Source organism: Rhodococcus sp. S3 (assembly GCF_058211795.1).
Genome location: NZ_CM177074.1, coordinates 985,956 through 1,002,180, shown reverse-complemented (window position 1 = coordinate 1,002,180; position 16,225 = coordinate 985,956). Strand labels below are relative to the sequence as shown.

13 protein-coding genes and 1 pseudogene are annotated in these 16,225 nt (G+C 66.1%); 3 read left to right on the top strand and 11 right to left on the bottom strand.

The window, feature by feature from the left end; all coding sequences use genetic code 11:
- Positions 1-74: 74 nt before the first annotated feature.
- A complete protein-coding gene (locus AC0LPE_RS04750) occupies positions 75-1,877 on the bottom strand; it encodes a glycoside hydrolase family 15 protein (RefSeq protein ID WP_490605702.1) in 1,803 nt (600 codons plus the stop codon).
- Between the two features lie 55 nt (positions 1,878-1,932).
- On the opposite strand from AC0LPE_RS04750, the gene AC0LPE_RS04745 reads away from it, so the two are divergent.
- Positions 1,933-3,450 (top strand): MFS transporter, encoded by a 1,518-nt coding sequence (locus AC0LPE_RS04745; RefSeq protein WP_490605701.1) that lies wholly within the window; start codon positions 1,933-1,935, stop codon positions 3,448-3,450.
- 395 nt (positions 3,451-3,845) lie between these two features.
- On the opposite strand, the gene AC0LPE_RS04740 is transcribed toward AC0LPE_RS04745, so the two are convergent.
- The gene (locus AC0LPE_RS04740) at positions 3,846-4,148 is read right to left on the bottom strand and encodes an SHOCT domain-containing protein (RefSeq protein WP_037217018.1); all 303 of its coding nucleotides are present in this window, start codon (positions 4,146-4,148) and stop codon (positions 3,846-3,848) included.
- Positions 4,149-4,180: 32 nt separating this feature from the next.
- On the bottom strand, positions 4,181-4,630 hold the full coding sequence (locus AC0LPE_RS04735) for a DUF6325 family protein (protein ID WP_024103124.1): 450 nt from the start codon (positions 4,628-4,630) through the stop codon (positions 4,181-4,183).
- 197 nt (positions 4,631-4,827) lie between these two features.
- Here AC0LPE_RS04735 and AC0LPE_RS04730 point away from each other — a divergent pair.
- Positions 4,828-6,211 (top strand): annotated as a pseudogene (locus AC0LPE_RS04730) (hypothetical protein).
- Between the two features lie 51 nt (positions 6,212-6,262).
- Here AC0LPE_RS04730 and AC0LPE_RS04725 read toward each other — a convergent pair.
- The 8 genes from AC0LPE_RS04725 to AC0LPE_RS04690 form a co-directional block, all read right to left on the bottom strand.
- Positions 6,263-7,093 (bottom strand): class II glutamine amidotransferase, encoded by an 831-nt coding sequence (locus AC0LPE_RS04725; RefSeq protein ID WP_120281602.1) that lies wholly within the window; start codon positions 7,091-7,093, stop codon positions 6,263-6,265.
- A 60-nt stretch (positions 7,094-7,153) separates the two neighbouring features.
- On the bottom strand, positions 7,154-8,476 hold the full coding sequence (locus AC0LPE_RS04720; protein WP_160873819.1) for a diacylglycerol kinase family protein: 1,323 nt from the start codon (positions 8,474-8,476) through the stop codon (positions 7,154-7,156).
- Between the two features lie 190 nt (positions 8,477-8,666).
- Entirely contained in the window at positions 8,667-9,737 is a 1,071-nt protein-coding gene (locus AC0LPE_RS04715; protein ID WP_490605700.1) for a YeiH family protein, read from the bottom strand.
- Entirely contained in the window at positions 9,727-11,310 is a 1,584-nt protein-coding gene (locus AC0LPE_RS04710; RefSeq protein WP_490605699.1) for a long-chain-fatty-acid--CoA ligase, read from the bottom strand. The genes AC0LPE_RS04715 and AC0LPE_RS04710 overlap by 11 nt, the downstream gene beginning before the upstream one ends.
- A gap of 13 nt (positions 11,311-11,323) precedes the next feature.
- Positions 11,324-11,935 carry an RBBP9/YdeN family alpha/beta hydrolase gene (locus AC0LPE_RS04705; protein WP_490605698.1) on the bottom strand — a complete coding sequence of 204 codons (612 nt, stop codon included), beginning with the start codon at positions 11,933-11,935 and terminating at the stop codon, positions 11,324-11,326.
- Positions 11,936-11,988: 53 nt separating this feature from the next.
- Positions 11,989-13,041, bottom strand: coding sequence for a beta-keto acid cleavage family enzyme (locus AC0LPE_RS04700; RefSeq protein WP_490605697.1), 1,053 nt, complete (start codon positions 13,039-13,041; stop codon positions 11,989-11,991).
- Positions 13,042-13,094: 53 nt separating this feature from the next.
- Entirely contained in the window at positions 13,095-13,943 is an 849-nt protein-coding gene (locus AC0LPE_RS04695) for a TauD/TfdA dioxygenase family protein (protein ID WP_229568259.1), read from the bottom strand.
- A 94-nt stretch (positions 13,944-14,037) separates the two neighbouring features.
- Entirely contained in the window at positions 14,038-15,012 is a 975-nt protein-coding gene (locus AC0LPE_RS04690) for a quinone oxidoreductase family protein (protein WP_490605696.1), read from the bottom strand.
- Positions 15,013-15,179: 167 nt separating this feature from the next.
- Between AC0LPE_RS04690 and AC0LPE_RS04685 the strand changes: the two genes are divergently transcribed.
- Positions 15,180-16,190 carry an AraC family transcriptional regulator gene (locus tag AC0LPE_RS04685; RefSeq protein ID WP_490605695.1) on the top strand — a complete coding sequence of 337 codons (1,011 nt, stop codon included), beginning with the start codon at positions 15,180-15,182 and terminating at the stop codon, positions 16,188-16,190.
- The last annotated feature ends 35 nt before the right edge of the window (positions 16,191-16,225 follow it).

The following is a 16,225-nucleotide window of genomic DNA, read 5'->3' as shown; positions in this document are numbered from 1 at the left end:
CCGACAGGATACATACAGCACGCACGCATTTGTGTGAAGAGCCTACGGACACATGACATTCGGATGACGTCGGGTCATACGGCCGGTGCTCCGTCGACCGGATCCACTGCCTGTGCCCGTTCGGCGACAGTGATCGCACAGGCCGCGCCGACGAGGGTGAGGTGACTGAATGCCTGGGGGAAGTTGCCGACCTGCCGTCCCGCCGGCACGTCGTACTCTTCGGCGAGCAGTCCGAGGTCATTGGTGAGTCCGAGCAACCTCTCGAACAATGCGCGGGCCTCGTCGACCCGGCCGTTGAGCGCCAGAGCGCTCACCAGCCAGAACGAGCAGGCCAGGAACTGGCCTTCGTCCCCCGGAAGCCCGTCGTCGGTGTGCGTCGTGGAATACCTGGATACGAAGCCGTCGCGACCGAGTTCGTTCCGGATCGCGTCGATCGTGGAGGTGACCCGGTCGTCGGTCGGAGGCAGGAAGCCGACGAGCGGGATGAGCAGCACGCTGGCGTCGAGTTCCGCGGAACCGTAGTACTGCGTGAACGTGCCGCGGACCGGGTCGTATCCACGTTCGCAGATCTCGTCGTGGATCTCGTCGCGGGTCCGCTTCCACCGTTCGAGAGGAGCGTCGAGCCCGAACCCCTCCGCGAGCCGGACGGCACGATCGAAGACGACCCAGGCCATCACCTTGGATTGTGTGAAATCCCGGCGGGGACCGCGTGTTTCCCAGATCCCGTCGTCGGGTTCCCGCCAGATCTTCTCGACGTGCTCGATCACCGCCTGCCATCGGGGCCACATTCGCGCCTCGATCCTGCCGAGCGCCTCGGCCCCCTTGTACGCCACGCTGAGGACTTCGCCGTACACATCGAGTTGGAACTGTTCGGCGGCGGCGTTACCGACCCGCACAGGTGCCGACCCTTCGTAACCGGGCAGATGATCCACCTCGAACTCGGTCAGCCGGCGTTCGCCCCTGATCCCGTACATGATCTGGATATCGGCCGGATCACCCGTTCCCACCCGGAGCAGGAAGTCGCGGAAGGCCAGGGCCTCGCCGGTGTATCCGCCGGCGAGCAGCGCCTCGAGTGCCAGCACCGAGTCGCGCAGCCAGCAGTATCTGTAGTCCCAATTGCGTACCCCGCCGAGAGCTTCGGGCAGGGAGGTGGTCGGGGCCGCCACGATCGCGCCGGTCGTCTCGTCGGTCATCCCCTCGAGGACGATCAGAGACCGGATCACCTCGTCGCGATACGCCCCCTTGTAGGTGCACCGACCGGTCCACTCGCGCCACCACTCCACGGTGCGTGCAAGCGCGGATTCGGCATCCTCGACGACGGGGGCCGGTTCGAAGGATGGGTACCGGTCCAGAGCGAATCGGTATCGGCCGCTCTCCACGGCGACGAACTCGGATTCGACGGTCCCGGCACGGATCTCCAACGGCACCGTCGTGCACAGATGGAAGGCATCCGGGCCGGCCGTCGCGACGGCACCGTCGGCCACCGCCTCGACCCATGGAGTGACGGCCGCATAGTCGGGACGCAAGGACAGATGCATCCGCATCGGCACCCGACCGCGCAGACCCTGGACGATGCGGACCAACCGAGGCGGACCCGACCCCCGGCGAGGCATGAAGTCGATCAGGCGGACGGCACCGTCCGCGGTCTCGAAGTCGGTCTCGAGCACCAGGGTGCCGTCGACGTAGCGGCGGTTCACCGCCACGGGTTCCGCCTCGGGCGCGACGAGCCAGCGTCCGTGCTCCGGGCCGCCGAGCAGAGCCGCGAAACACGATCCGGAGTCGAAGGCGGGCATGCACAGCCAGTCGATCGAACCGTTCCGGCCGACGAGCGCGGAGGTCTGCAGGTCACCGATGAAGCCGTAGTCCTCGAGAAGCATGGCGGTACCCCCGCGAGAAGAGGAGTCGAGTCCTTCGATCCTCCTCTGGTCTCGGATGCGAGGTCAAGGTCACGGTTTCGACTCGTCGACGCCACTGTGCACCACCGCGGTGGATCATGACGTGCAGAGTTTCGGCGACGTCCTTCGCGACGGGAAGTACGAGATGACCGACAATCCGGTGGCGAGACCGTCCGCCCCCGTCCGGCGAATGTTGCTTCCACTCGCCCTCGCTCAGTTCATCTGCAGTTTCGCAGGTTCGAACATGAACGTGATGATCAACGACATCAGCGTCGATCTGGACACCACGGTGCAGGGTGTCCAGACCGCGATCACCGTGTTCCTTCTGGTCATGGCGGCGTTCATGATTCCGGGTGGGAAGCTGACGGATCGATGGGGCCGCAAGCGATGCTTCGTCGCCGGGCTCGTCCTGTACGGCGTGGGAGCCCTCCTGAGTGCGGCAGCACCGGGTCTGGGAATCCTGATCCTGGGCAACTCGATCTTCGAAGGAATCGGCACCGCACTGCTGATCCCACCCGTCTACATCCTCACGACGATGCTCTTCACCGACATGAAGTCCCGGGCACGGGCCTTCGGCGTGATCACCGGTATGGGTGGGATCGGCGCCGCGGCCGGGCCGTTGATCGGTGGATTGATCACCACCGCGATCGACTGGCGGGCTGCCTTCGTCTTCCAGGCACTGATCGTCGCCGCCATCGTCGTTCTGAGCAGAGGACTCGAGGATCCCCTTCCCCCGGATCCGACCACCCCCTTCGACGGGATCGGTGCCGTCCTGTCCGCCGCAGGTCTCGTCTGCGTCGTCATGGGGATTCTCCAGGCGGACAACGCGCTTTCGGTGTCCGCCGGCCTCATCGGCATCGGAATCCTGCTCATCGTGGGGTTCTTCCTGCACGTACGACGCTTCGAACGGTCCGGCAGAGTGCCGTTGCTGTCGACTGGCCTGTTCCGCAATCGCACGTCGAATCTCGCGCTCGTCACCCAGAACATCCAGTGGCTGCTATTGATGGGTGTCGCGTTCGTCGTCTCGGCATTCCTGCAAGTGGTCCGCGGCTACAACGCGATCGAGACCGGCGTCATCTTCACCGCGGCCACCGCCGGCATCCTCGGTGCCTCGTTACTGGCGGAGCGGTTGGCCGACAGGCATTCACAGCGCGCTCTCATCATGAGCGGCTTCGTCGTCACCCTCGCCGGCATCGTGGTTCTGCTCCTGTTGGTGCGTGCGTGGACCAGCGCATGGGCGTTCGCTCCTGGCCTGTTACTCATCGGCGTCGGGCTGGGTGCGATGCTCACTCCCTCCGTCAACGTCGTGCAGTCGGCGTACCCGGAGGAACAGCAGGGTGAGATCTCGGGTCTGTCGCGCTGCGTGTCCAATCTGGGTTCGTCCCTGGGCACTGCCGTGGCAGGTACCGTACTCGTCGTCGGCCTCGCCACTCCGGACCGTTCGTATGCGGCCGCGATGATCGTGCTGGCGTGTATCGGGCTCGTCGGACTCGTTGCGTCCGCACTCCTTCCCTCGAGCTCGAGTGCCGCGTCTTCCGCCTCCGGAACACGGTGACGACTGCATCGGGAAGGAAAGTCGGAGACGCACCGGACGAAACATGCTCTCCGCCAACCGATGCAGTGCGTCCTTGGTACGGCATCATGTCGACGGCGGCCGAGTCGACGGTGACCGGGTGGACGGTGGCCGCTGGGACGACCAATTCTCCGGCTCGACCTCCCCGACGTCCACGTCGTGCCCGAAGAGCTCACGGGCGAGCGCACGCGCACGATCCCGTACCTCCGCCGAGGTGAGTTCGTCCGCGAGCACCAACGACAGCCTCGCCAGACGGTCGGCCGGCTCGCCGATCCGGTGTACCGTGCACCTCCAGTCGCCCACGAGCCCGGTCCCATCGCATCGATCGTCGCGTCGGAACGGTCGTAGCCACTCGCACCGGATGCCGCACTCGTATTTCAGGATCCGAGAATTCGCGCCTTCTCCCTCTCGAACTCGGCCTCGGTGAGCACGCCCTGTGCCTTCAGTTCGGCGAGGTCCTTCAGCGCGGCGATGCGGTCCGTTCCACCCGGAGGTGGGGCGGCCGGAGGAGGCGTGGGCACGGGTTCGGGTTCGGGCGCGTACTGCGCCGGACGACCGTAGACGGCCTGCCCCTGCGATGCCCATCGCTCTCCCTGCCGACGGGAGACGCGGTTGGAGACTGCCGTCGCCGTCCCGGCTACGACTGCGGTGCGAGCCACCCCGCGGAGTAGTCCTGGCATGTCGATCTCCTCCTGTATTTCGTTCGCTCGACTCACATTTCGACGTCGAGCTTCTCCAGCGAAGCCAGGATGCTCTGGACCGGGATACGCCCGGACGCGACGAGTTCGGCACCGTTGCGACGCAGTGCCCGCGCCAGCGGAGCAGCCCAGGTGTTCTCGTAGACGAGTACGGCCGCCGAGCAGCCGGGTTCGAGCGCAGCCCCCGCTTCGTCGAAATCGGTGTCGCCGAGCAGGCCCGACGACGCCTCCGCGAACAACGTCACGTCGACTTCTCCTTCGAGTCCGACCTCGGAGATGTCGATCCCGGTGACCGAACCGTCGGTGTCCTTGCGGACGAACGCGAGATCGAGCACCCGGATGATGCCTTGCTCGACGAGGTCGAGCAGCAGCGGTAGCGCAGAGCCGTTCGGTGGTCGGTCGGCAGGGAATTCGATGACGAGATAGTCGACCGGGCCCATCTCGTCTATATCCGAATCGGTCACCTGGAGCCTCGTTTCGATGAAAGATCGTTCACGGAAGCCGGGAGCCGACTTCCGTCGGTGTCGTCGAGAACAGATCCCCCTCCCGTCGAGTATGACCGCCCGACGGCCACTTCTGAAGCGAATACGGTTCGAACTCCTGCCGGAGCGATCCGCAGCGGCGCATACTGGATCCGGCCCCGAAAGGGGGCGATGCCGGGATGACCACGAACATCGGCACGGGCGGTGAAGAGCCCCGACCGGGCCGGCTGAGCGACGACGAACGCGCCGAACTCGACCGGTTGCGTGCGGAGGTCGCCACGCTTCGGGAGCGAGCCGCTGTCGGGGTCGAGCCCGTTCCGGAGCCGCGGCCCGCGAGACACGGATGGCGCTGGGCTGCGGTTGCGCTGCTCACCGTGCTGGTCGCGGTTCTGGCCGTCCTCTCGATCACCGCACGGTTCGTGCGCAGCGAGATCCTCGACGCCGACCGGTACGTGACCACCGTCGCCCCACTGGGCTCGGATCCCGCCGTCCAGACACAGATCGCGAATTCCGTTACCGACGAGATCTTCACGCGCGTCGACGTCGAAGGACTGACGACCGACGCTCTCGTTGCTCTCACCGATGCCGTTCCGGCCACGGAGAACGCGCCGCGCGTCGACCGCGCCGTCGAGGGACTGGCACCGGTGATCACCGGGCAGGCACGAAACTTCGTCAACGAGACGGTGTTGTCGCTCGTGCAGAGCGAGCGATTCGAGGATCTGTGGATCCAGGCCCACCGCGTCGCCCACAACGCATTGGTCGCGGTCGTGACCGGGAACGCCGGACCGTCGTCGGTGACGGTCGACGATTCGGGCACGGTGAGCATCTCTCTCGGCACGGTGATCGACAACGTGAAGGGACGTCTTCTCGACCGCGGTTTCACGTTCGCCGAGAAGATCCCGAGTGTCGACAAGCAGTTGGTCCTGTTCCGATCACCGGAACTGGTCCGGGCGCAGCGGGCGGTGAACACTCTCGACAACGTTTCGGATGTGCTGCCCTGGATCACTCTCGCCGCTGCTGCCGGCGCAGTCGCCGCCGGGCCGTCGCCTACGCGCACTCGCCTTCGTCGGCCTCGCACTGGTCGTAGGAATGTTCGTTCTGGCGGTCGCGCTCATCATCGTCCGGTCGCTGTATCTCGACGATGTCCCGCCCGACGTCCTATCGCCGGAGGCGGCAGCAGCCATCATCGATGCCGTGCTGATGCCGCTGCGGACCAGCCTTCGGGCGGTCGCGGTGCTCGGACTGGTGATCGCTCTCGGTGCCTACCTCACCGGTGGCTCGTCCTCCGCCCGGACCGTTCGGCGTGGGCTCGGCCGCAGCCTCGATGCCGTTCAGCGACTGCGACAGCCCCGTTCGCCGAATCCCTTCGAGAAAACCGCTTTCCGCGCCCGCACCGCCATCCGATCGGTCATCATCGGAGCGGCCGCACTGCTCGTGATGTTCTGGCGTTATCCCACCGGACTCGTGGTCACGCTCATCGTGCTGGGTGCGGTACTGGCACTGCTCGCTCTGGAACTGGTGATCAGGCCCGCGCGCAACCCTGGGAACCAACCGACGACCTGATCGTTGCCGCATTCGGCGGGAGCGACGTCTGTAGCGGGGAATTCGTCGTGATCACATCGAGCGCACGGGTGAGATCGGCGCGAACGGCCGGAACTCCTGATCGCTCCCCCGAACGACACCCGCGCTCGACTCGGGAACCTCCAGCCAGGCCCCTTCGAGATCCCGAAGGGGTTCGGACACCACGAAGCGGGTGTCGTCTCCCAGCTGGTACAGCACTTCCACTTCGGGATGCTGCGCCCGTATCGCCTTGATGTCGGCCGAGTAGAACAACGAGCGTGTCTTCCGCTCCGTCGAATACCGGAACACCCAGACGCTGCTGCCGTCGGTGGTGGCGATCGTTCCCTGCATGGGATTCTCGATGCCCATGCGTGCTCCGATATCCTCCACGAAACCGACGGCCTTCGCCACGCCGGTGAACGGGTCGTCGGCGAGGCCGAAGGTGAGCGCGAGGTAGAACAGCATCTCGGAATCCGTCGACCCCCGGATCGCGTCGTAGAGGCTCGCATCGACGGCCATCGCCAGGTCCCGTTTCATGAGGTGGAATCCGTGCACCGCCCCGTTGTGCATCCACAACCTGTTCTCGTAGCGGAAGGGATGGCAATTGGTGCGCTGCACCGGAGTTCCCGTCGAGGCGCGGACATGCGCGAACATCAACGGCGTACGGATCTGCGTGGCGAGCTCGCGGAGGTTGCTCTCGTTCCAGGCGGGTTCGATGCACTTGAACAATGCGGGCCTCGGGCCCTCTCCGTACCAGCCGATGCCGAAGCCGTCCCCGTTCGTGGTAGTTGCGCCCATCTTGGAATGCAGGCTCTGGTCGATCAGGGAGTGCACCGGCCGGAACAGGAGGTCGTCCATCAGGACGGGATCACCGGTGTACGCCATCCATCTGCACATCCCTCCATTGAAGTCGTAGGATGCGCCGGAATGTGAGATCCGAAGAGTTCAATTCGGCCACAATATCTTCCGCAACCGAACGGAATCGAGGTGCGGGGGCGGCACACGCGCTCCCGGACGGTTGCGGGGAACACGAACTCGTAGCGCTCCGGTGGAGATCGTGCATCGGACGGGTGTCGACAGCATCACCGACTCACCGTCGACTCCGACCGGAATCTCCGGTACGTCCGCATCGACGACCACTTCTGTGGCGGTGCGCTGCAACAGGCCTCGGTTGTGGGTGCGACGGAACAGGCCGACCGCCTGGCGTGCGTTCGAGACCGAGATCGCGACGACACCGAGCCGGCCGCTGTCCAGGCGGGGCCGTCGGCCCATTCCTGCCAGGTCGTCGAAGGCGTACGGACCGTTGCTGACCAACACCGCCTGAGGTCCCTCGACGGTCTCGGTGTCGATGTGCGCCCGCAGGCCCGGCCTGCCCTGCTCACCGAGCAGATCGGGCAGCATCTGCAGCACCGTCGCTGTCTTGTCGGCACGGTACTGAGGGCTCCGCACCACCTCTGCGTAGACCCCGAAGGACGCATTGTTGACGAACGGCCGCTCGTTGATCCGGCCGAGATCGACGCGCAGCTCGACCCCGTCACGGAGGGCGTCCAGACCCGCAGCGGGATCCTCCCGGTCGAGCCCGAGGTCGAGAGCGAAATGATTCCGGGTTCCGGCGCTGATCACCACGAACGGAAGTCGGTGTTCCGCTGCGACCGCCGCGACGAGGGCCTGTGTTCCGTCGCCACCCGCGACGCCGAGCAGGTCCGCCCCTCGTTCGACGGCCTTCTCCGCCAGTTCGGTGACGTCGAGTTGCTGCGGTCCGCTCAGCAACACCACTTCGGCGCCGAGTTCCTCGGCCTTGCGCTGCAGGTCGTAACGGACGACCTTGCCCCCGCCCGAGCGTGGATTCATCACGAAGAACGGATGGTGCACGGAAACGGCCGGGAATTCCGGCTGCGGATTCACGCGATCGCCTCGTAGGGCGCGGCGTCCGCATGCGACCGCCACGGCGACGAGCAGCACCGACACAACAGCGACCCACAGGTGACCCGACAGTGCGAAGACGACCACCACGACCACCGGCACGAGGACGGTCACGGTCAGAGCCACCGCGCGGACCACCCCCCGGTGGGTGAGGAACCAGTAGGCCCCGGCAACGGCCAGGGCTGCACCGGCCACCGCGACCAGCAGCAGCGCGAGGACACCACGCAGACCGGCTTCGGCGACCGGAAGCACGATCGCGACGATCAGCACCACGACAGCGGTCCACGCCCACCAGCGGGAGTCGGCGGATACCGGGCCCCGGTGCGATTCGTGTTCCTCGGCCATCGACTCGACCTCGCAATCGTTCCTGCGCGCCCGGACAGCCGACCTTGCGGGCCGGACGAACTTCTCGGGTCGAGGACCGACCACCACTTCCGAGCTTGGCACGATCGTGCGCGGGCGAGAGGTGTTTTGCCGGTAGAGAACTCTGCGACACCGAACGTTCCGCTGTGCCGGCAAGCCGGGCGCGGACCGTTCAGCTCAGCAGGAGGGCGCCGACGAGGGCGATCAGCATCACCCACAGCGTGGAGGCAGCAGCGACTACGAACGGTCGTAGTCCGATCGAGCGCAGCAGTCCCACACGAACCCCGAGGCCCAAGCCGAACATGGCCGTGGTCAACAACGCCGACTGCACGAGCGCGGCCTGTTCGAGCACGACGTCGGGCAGCACGCCGGAGGACCGCACCGCCACAGCTACCAGGAATCCGATCACGAACACCGGCACCAGCGGCGGCTGCCGCCCGATCGTGTCCTTGTGGGCGCCCTCCTCGCGACCGCGCCGTCGACGGACCACGCCCAGATATGCCATCACCGGGGCCAGCATCAGGACGCGGGCGAGCTTGACCACGGTGGCGACGGCGAGGGCTCCGCCACCCATCATGCCTCCGGCGGCGACCACCTGCGCGACCTCGTGGATCGCCCCGCCGGCGAGGATGCCGGACTGCCGGTCGTCCATCCCCAGCACTCCTACCAGCAGCGGAACACCGGGGATCATCAGTGTGCCGAAGACGACGACCAACGCGATCGAGGTGATCACCTCGTTGCGCTTCGCGTCGACGACTCCGTCTGCGGCAGCCACCGCCGCGGCGCCGCAGATCGAGAATCCGCACGAGATGAGGACCCGCTGAGTCCACGAAAGTCCGAGGACCCGCCCCAGGTACATCGTCCCGGTGATCCCGGCCGTGACGATGACCACGACGAGCGCGATGACGCCCCACCCGAGGGCGAGGATGTCGTGGAAGACCAGTTGGAGGCCGAGCACGGCGATGCCGAGGCGCAGCAGCCGTTTGGTCGAGAAATCCACACCTGGGCCGATCCACGCCGGGACGGGAATCAGATTGGCCACCAGTGCTCCGAACACGATCGCGATCAGCATCGGGTTCACGGCAGGGAACAGCCGGCCGAACCCGATCGCGATCGCAGCGCCGGCCGCGCACACCGCGATACCTGCGGCGAGGGCGGCCGTGCGGGAACGCGGACCCACCGACGTCGTTTCCGGGCGGACGACGTCCTGCGGCGCCGACGTCAACTCGACCTCACCCGACATCCGACGAACCCTGACTCGTCGATACCGTGCTCGTCCGTACCGTGGCGACGAGTTCGCGTTTGAGGATCTTGCCCGTCGCGGTCGTCGGAAGCGTCGTGACGATCTCGATCGAGCGCGGATACTTGTATCCCGCCATCCGGTCGCGGCACCAGGAGATCAATTCCTCTTCCGTGGTCTGATCCCCTGCCTCGAGGACGACGAAGGCGCCGACCTCCTCGCCGTACACCTCGTGGGGAACGCCGACGACCGCTGCGAGCGACACTGCCTCGTGGGTGATCAGTACTTCCTCGATCTCGCGGGGGTAGACGTTGAAGCCTCCGCGCACGATCAGATCCTTCGCGCGATCGACGATGTAGTAGAAACCGTCCGCGTCCCTGCGAGCGAGGTCGCCGGTACGCAGCCAGCCGTCCCGCATCACTTCGGCGGTGGCATCCGGCCGGCCGAGATATCCGGACATGACGTTGTGTCCGCGCAGGGCGAGTTCCCCGATCGTGTCGGTAGCTGTGACGGTGTTCCAGTCGGCGTCGACGAGGCGGGCCTCGACTCCCCACACCGGGACTCCGATCGATCCGGGCCGCGGGTCGCGTTCCGGATCGCTGAACAACGCGAGCGGAGACGTCTCGGACAGCCCGTAGCCCTCGAGGATCCGGACGCCGAAGCGCTCGGAGAACCGGGTGAGGATCTCGACGGGCAGGGCGGCGCCACCGGAGATCGCCCGGCGCATCGTGGCGGCGATCCGTTGCACGTCGACCGCCTCGTCCACCGCATCGAGCAGAGCCCAGTACATCGTCGGGACCCCGGCGAAGACGGTGACGTCCTCCTCGATCATCAGTGTCAGTGCGGTGCGGGCATCGAAACGTGGCAGGAGAACCAGCGTGGCCCCTACCGACAGTCCCGCGTTCATGGTCACGGTCTGGCCGAAGGAGTGGAAGAGCGGCAGGGTCACCAGGTACGTGTCGGGGCACATCGGAGTGCTGTCGAACAGGCGGTTCGCGGTGAGTGCGTTGGTCACCATGTTGGAGTGGGAAAGGCAGGCTCCCTTCGGTTTTCCTGTGGTTCCGCTGGTGTAGAGGATCACCGCCGTGTCCTGCGGATCACGTACCACCGACGAGCGGACATCCGATACTTCCCCCAGCGCAGTATCGAGACTGTCCGCACCATCGAGTCCGCCGACGACGAACATGTCGCGACACTTCGGTGCTGCGGCGAAACCGGCACGACCGTATTCACCGATGGGCAGGTCGGGTCCACCTTCGGAGCAGAAGAACGCCCGGGCGCCGGAATCCTGCAGATGGTAGGCGATCTCCCGTTCCTTGAGCATGATGTTCAGGGGCACCACGACGGCACCGACCTTGAGGATGCCGTAGTAGACGATCACGAACTCCGGCACGTTGGGGATCGACATCGCCACGGTGTCGCCCGGCGCGATTCCACGCGCGATCAACAGGTTGGCCACCCGGTTCGCTCGGGCGTCGAGTTCACCGTAGCCGATCCGGGTCTTCCCCAGCACCAAGGCATCCCGGTCGGGATACCGTCGGGCGGAATCCTCCAGGAGAACGGACAGGTTGAGCATCGTTGGTTCGCTTTCAGGATTCGGACGGGACGGGGGCGGTCTCGCGCGTTGTCGCTCCGGACCGCTGGAGCAGTTCCTGCAGGAACAGATCGGCGGCGGGCCAGTCGCCGAAGCCGGACGCGGGATTCAGATGCCCGACCTCACCGAGGTCGACGAATCGACTGCCCCACGCCTCCGCCAATCCTGCGACCCGGCGCCGGTCCGCGAGTGGATCGTTGCTGCTCGCCGCAAGGATGCTCGGGAAGGGAAGGCGGCGACGCGGTATCGGGAGCCAACCGCCTCGATCGAGGTCGGCCGTGGTCGGATACCCTTCGGGGAGCGGCTTTTCGATATCGACCGGTGTTGCGAGCAGCGCACCGAGAACCGGTCTGGTCGATGCGTGGGCCCAGTGCACGGCGATCAGGACGCCGGCACTGTGCGCGACCAGCACGATCGGACCGTCGACGTCGCCGACGACCGCGTCGAGCGCGGCGATCCGTGCGTCCAGGCTCAGTCGGTCGTGGTCGAGCGGGGGTACGGTGCGGACCCGGTCGAGCCGATCGGCGAGCAGTGTCTGCCAGTGGTCGGCGACGTGGTCGCGCAGACCGGGCACGATGATCACGGTCGGTTCGGTGTCGTCGTTCATCTCTCCGAAACTTTCTTGGCGCGGTGCATTTCCGAGCGGGGGGCCACTGGGTGTCAGCTGTGGTGGGTGAAGCCGACCTGACCGGGGCGGCGGTTGGGGGCGTAGCCGAGTTTGGCGAGCGTTTCGTCGGCGTCGCGGTAGGTCTCGCCGATCCGGTAGATCTCACGGGCTTCCTTTCCGGTGGCGACTTCACGGCCGAGTTCGTCTGCGAGACGGACCAGTTGCCGGATCTGCTCGACCGAGGTCATCTTCTCGCCCTTGCGTCCCCAGAGGGTGTCCTCGTTGCCGCAGCGGGTGTGCAGCCCCATGGCGATGGCCATGGTGTTGACCGGCAGCACCGAACGCATGAGGGTTTCGAGTGTCAGGCAGGCACCGTCCGGGACACGCTGGATGAAGTTCATGATGTTGTACGGGTTCGGGCCGTCGAAACCGCCGCCGATCCCCACCCAGGTCAGGTTCAGCGGACCGGTGTAGATGCCGCGTCGAATCAGGCGTTCGACGGTCTCGAGCTGCGGGATCGACGACAGCTGGAAGTGCGGCTGGATGCCGGCGGCCTGCAGGCGTCGCAGGTGCTCCTCGACCCATTCCGGCCCGGCGGGCACGGTCATCTCCCGGTAGGTCACCGCGAGTTCCGGACGCTCCATCGAGGTGCCGGCGATGTCGTCCGCGGTCATGAGCTCCATGATGTTCATCTGGCTCGTGTTGATGGCGATGGTCACCTGGTCCGGCTTGGGATCCAGTTCGGCGAGCATGTGCCGAACATCATCCGAGAGCCACTTCGCTTCGGCACCTTCACCTTCCGGTGCGAAGGAGATCGATCCTCCGACCTGCAGGATCATGTCCGGCACCGCTTCGCGCAGGTGGGAGAGCAGTTCGTTGAACTTCGACAGTCGCTTGCTGCCCTTGCCGTCGAGTTCGCGAACGTGGATGTGCAGCACCGTGGCTCCGGCCTCGTAGCAGTCCACCGCCTGCTGGACGTGCTCGTCCATCGTCAGCGGCAGGTCTTCCGGGAAATCCTCCGGTTCCCATTCGGGTCCGTACGGGGCGGCGGTGATGACCAGCTTCTCCTGGCATTCGGGGAACAAGGCATCGTCGTGGAAGTGCATCGTGGTCTCCTGTGGATCGGGTCGTGCGTGATGAGGGAAGGAAGTTCTCGGAGTCAGAAGGGACGATCGCCGGCGATTCCGGCGCGCTCCATCCTCCGGACGGCAGGCCAGTAGTCCTGGACCGCGTAGTGCTGGGTGGACCGGTTGTCCCAGATCGCCACGCTGTTCGGCGTCCATCGCCACCGGACCTGGTACTCGGGGATCGTCGCCCGGCTCTGCAGGAACCGGAGCAGCTCGCCCGCCCCGGGTGCATAGTCGATACCGCAACGGACGTTGTCCGCCGTATGGAAATTCGTGAAGTGTGTGGTGAAGCTGTTGACGAACAGGACCTTCTCGCCCGTTTCGGGATGGGTGCGCACGACGGGGTGCTCCGCGTCCGGGAACCGGTCCTTCAGCGCGAGTCGCTTGTCGATCGGCAGTCGCGCACCGAACGATGCCTCGATGCTGTGGCGTGCACGCAACCCGGCGATCTGTTCCTTCACGTGGCCGGGCAACTGCTCGTAGGCGAGTGCCATGTTCACCCAGATCGTGTCGCCACCGACGGCCGGACCTTCGACGCATCGGAGCACCGATCCCATGGGCGGGTTCTCCCGCCAGGTGGCGTCGCAGTGGTAGGAGTTCTCGAACGCCTCGGGTGGGCTGTCGAGGTCCTTGTAGATACGGACCAGACCGGGATGTTCCGGATCGCTGCCGAGTACCGGATGGTCCTCGAGCGAGCCGAAACGCTCGGCGAGGGCGACGTGCTCGGCCCTGCTCATCTCCTGGTTCCGGAAGAACAACACCTTGTGTTCGAGCAGCAGCGCCTTCAGTTCTGCGAACCGTTCGTCGTCGCGGGCCACCTCGGCGAGGTCTACGCCGTGCAGTTCTGCGCCGATGCTGCCGGTCAGCGGTCGTGCGTCCATCGGGAATCGGCGATGTGCCTCGTCCCGGACATGAGCGGGGTCGGTGGTGGTCATGACGGTCTCCTGGGCGTGACGGGGTGGATCGGGTCGAAGGTCAGAGCGAGAACACCGACGAGCCGACGCTGATGCCGGCTTCGAGGTCGCGGTGTGCTCGTTCGGCATCGGCGAGTGCGTATCGCTGGTTGATCTCGATCTCGATGTCTCCGGCGGCGACCTGTGCGAACAGTTCGTTCGCCAGTTCGGCTCGCTCGACCGGATCGGCGATGTAGTCCGCGAGCGCGGGACGGGTGACGAACAGTGAGCCCTTGATCGCGAGGTCCATGGCGCTGATCGGTGGGATCGGGCCGGAGGCCGTTCCGAACGCGACGAGCAGGCCTCGGCGGGCGAGGGAATCGAGCGAGGAACGATGGGTCGAGGCGCCGACGCTGTCGAACACGACCGGCACACCGGCTCCGTCGGTCAGCTCGCGCACCCGTTCCGCGATGTCCTCACGGGTGTGGACGATGACCTCGGCACAACCGTAGGACCGAGCGACTTCTGCCTTCTCGTCGCTGGATGTGGTGCCGATGACGTTGATTCCCAACCGTTTCGCCCACTGGCAGAAGATCAGGCCGACACCCCCGGCCGCGGCGTGCAACAGGACCGTGTCGCCGGCTCCGAGGGGGTGGATGCGGCGCAGGAGGTACGCCGCGGTCAGGCCGCGCATGGTCATCGCGGCCGCGGTGTCGAAGGGAATCGCGTCGGGCAGTGCGATGAGGTGTGCTGCGTCCATCACCCGTTCGGTGCTGTATGCACCGAGCGGGCTTCCCGTGTAGGTGACACGGTCACCCTCGCGGAAGTCGGTGACGCCGGGGCCGACCGCCTCGATCACGCCGGCGGCCTCGACGCCCATTCCCGCCGGCAACGGCGCCGGATACAGCCCAGTACGGAAGTAGGTGTCCGCGAAGTTCAGGCCGACGGCTTCGTGCCGGATCCGCACTTCGCCGGGGCCGGGATCGCCGACCTCGACGGTTTCCCATTCGAGGACGTCGGGGCCGCCCGTCTCGTGGAAGCGGATCGCGTGTGCCATCTGTGTTCTCCTTGGATGTCGGGCGTTCTGCTACCGCAGAGGGGGTGTGACGCCGATAACACGACACTAACGAGCGGACATCCGGAATACTTACCCCTGCGGGACATATTCGTTGTCATTCGGGGACAACCCCTTCATCGGTCGACGGGACATCGAGGAGACGCGCGATGACGCTGCCGAAGCCGTTGGCGCGCTACGCCACACTGACGGGATTCGTCGAACTGGCCCGCTCGCTCTCGGTCGACCCGATCGAACTGTTGCGCAGCGTCGAGTTGGACCCGTCCGGACTCGACCTGCAGGACCGATGGGTACCGGCAGCGTCGATCGTCCGCTTGCTGGAACTGTCCGCCGTCGTCACCGCCCACCAGGATTTCGCACTGAGACTCGCCGAACGGCGACGCCTGTCGACCCTCGGCCCCTTGAGCGTGGCCATCCGCGACGAACCGAACGCCCGCAGCGCCCTGCGCATGCTGATCCGCTTCCAGCACACGTACAACGAGGCGCTGTTCATCGACATCACCGAACGTGACGGACTGTCGACGATCGCCCTCCGCGTCGAACCGGGCGAACCCATGCCCGTGCGCCAAGCCACGGAACTCGCGGTCGCCGTCATCCACCAACTTCTGCAGTATCTGCTCGGCGACCGCTGGCGTCCCGTGTCGGTGTGTTTCGAACACGGTCGGCCCGACGACGACAGCACACACCGTCGGGTCTTCGACGCGCCCCTCGTCTTCGACGGCAACTATTCCGGAATCGTCGTGTACACCGGCGATCTGGACCTACCCAATCGCCTCTCCGATCCCGTCCTCCGAAGTTATTCGCAACAGGTCCTCGACGACCTCTCGGCATCCGAAACCCCCGTGCTCGAGCGGCGGGTCCGGGAACTCGTCGAACTACTGTTACCGACCGGGCGCTGTTCGGTCGACCAGGTGTCGGCAAGTCTCGGTGTGGATCGCCGCACCGTCCACCGGCACCTGGCGAGGTCGGGACAGACCTTCACCGGGGTCGTCGACGACACCCGGGCCGAACTCGCCCAACGACTGGTGACGAGTGGGCGTCACACCTTCGCCGAGATCTCGGAAATGTTGTCGTTCTCGGCTCCGAGCGGCTTCTCGCGCTGGTTCACACGCCGTTTCGGCATGACTCCCCGAGAATGGCGCAAGCGGTCCGAAGCCTGAGTGTCCCGAAATGGACAGACCCGTGTCCCCTCGGG

Excerpts from the sequence above, each read along its gene's own strand:
- AC0LPE_RS04750 (WP_490605702.1), bottom strand. The coding sequence starts at position 1,877 with ATGCTTCTCGAGGACTACGGCTTCATCGGTGACCTGCAGACCTCCGCG.
- AC0LPE_RS04745 (WP_490605701.1), top strand. The coding sequence starts at position 1,933 with ATGCGAGGTCAAGGTCACGGTTTCGACTCGTCGACGCCACTGTGCACC.
- AC0LPE_RS04740 (WP_037217018.1), bottom strand. The coding sequence starts at position 4,148 with ATGCCAGGACTACTCCGCGGGGTGGCTCGCACCGCAGTCGTAGCCGGG.
- AC0LPE_RS04725 (WP_120281602.1), bottom strand. The coding sequence starts at position 7,093 with ATGGCGTACACCGGTGATCCCGTCCTGATGGACGACCTCCTGTTCCGG.
- AC0LPE_RS04720 (WP_160873819.1), bottom strand. The coding sequence starts at position 8,476 with ATGGCCGAGGAACACGAATCGCACCGGGGCCCGGTATCCGCCGACTCC.
- AC0LPE_RS04715 (WP_490605700.1), bottom strand. The coding sequence starts at position 9,737 with ATGTCGGGTGAGGTCGAGTTGACGTCGGCGCCGCAGGACGTCGTCCGC.
- AC0LPE_RS04710 (WP_490605699.1), bottom strand. The coding sequence starts at position 11,310 with ATGCTCAACCTGTCCGTTCTCCTGGAGGATTCCGCCCGACGGTATCCC.
- AC0LPE_RS04705 (WP_490605698.1), bottom strand. The coding sequence starts at position 11,935 with ATGAACGACGACACCGAACCGACCGTGATCATCGTGCCCGGTCTGCGC.
- AC0LPE_RS04700 (WP_490605697.1), bottom strand. The coding sequence starts at position 13,041 with ATGCACTTCCACGACGATGCCTTGTTCCCCGAATGCCAGGAGAAGCTG.
- AC0LPE_RS04695 (WP_229568259.1), bottom strand. The coding sequence starts at position 13,943 with ATGGACGCACGACCGCTGACCGGCAGCATCGGCGCAGAACTGCACGGC.
- AC0LPE_RS04690 (WP_490605696.1), bottom strand. The coding sequence starts at position 15,012 with ATGGCACACGCGATCCGCTTCCACGAGACGGGCGGCCCCGACGTCCTC.
- AC0LPE_RS04685 (WP_490605695.1), top strand. The coding sequence starts at position 15,180 with ATGACGCTGCCGAAGCCGTTGGCGCGCTACGCCACACTGACGGGATTC.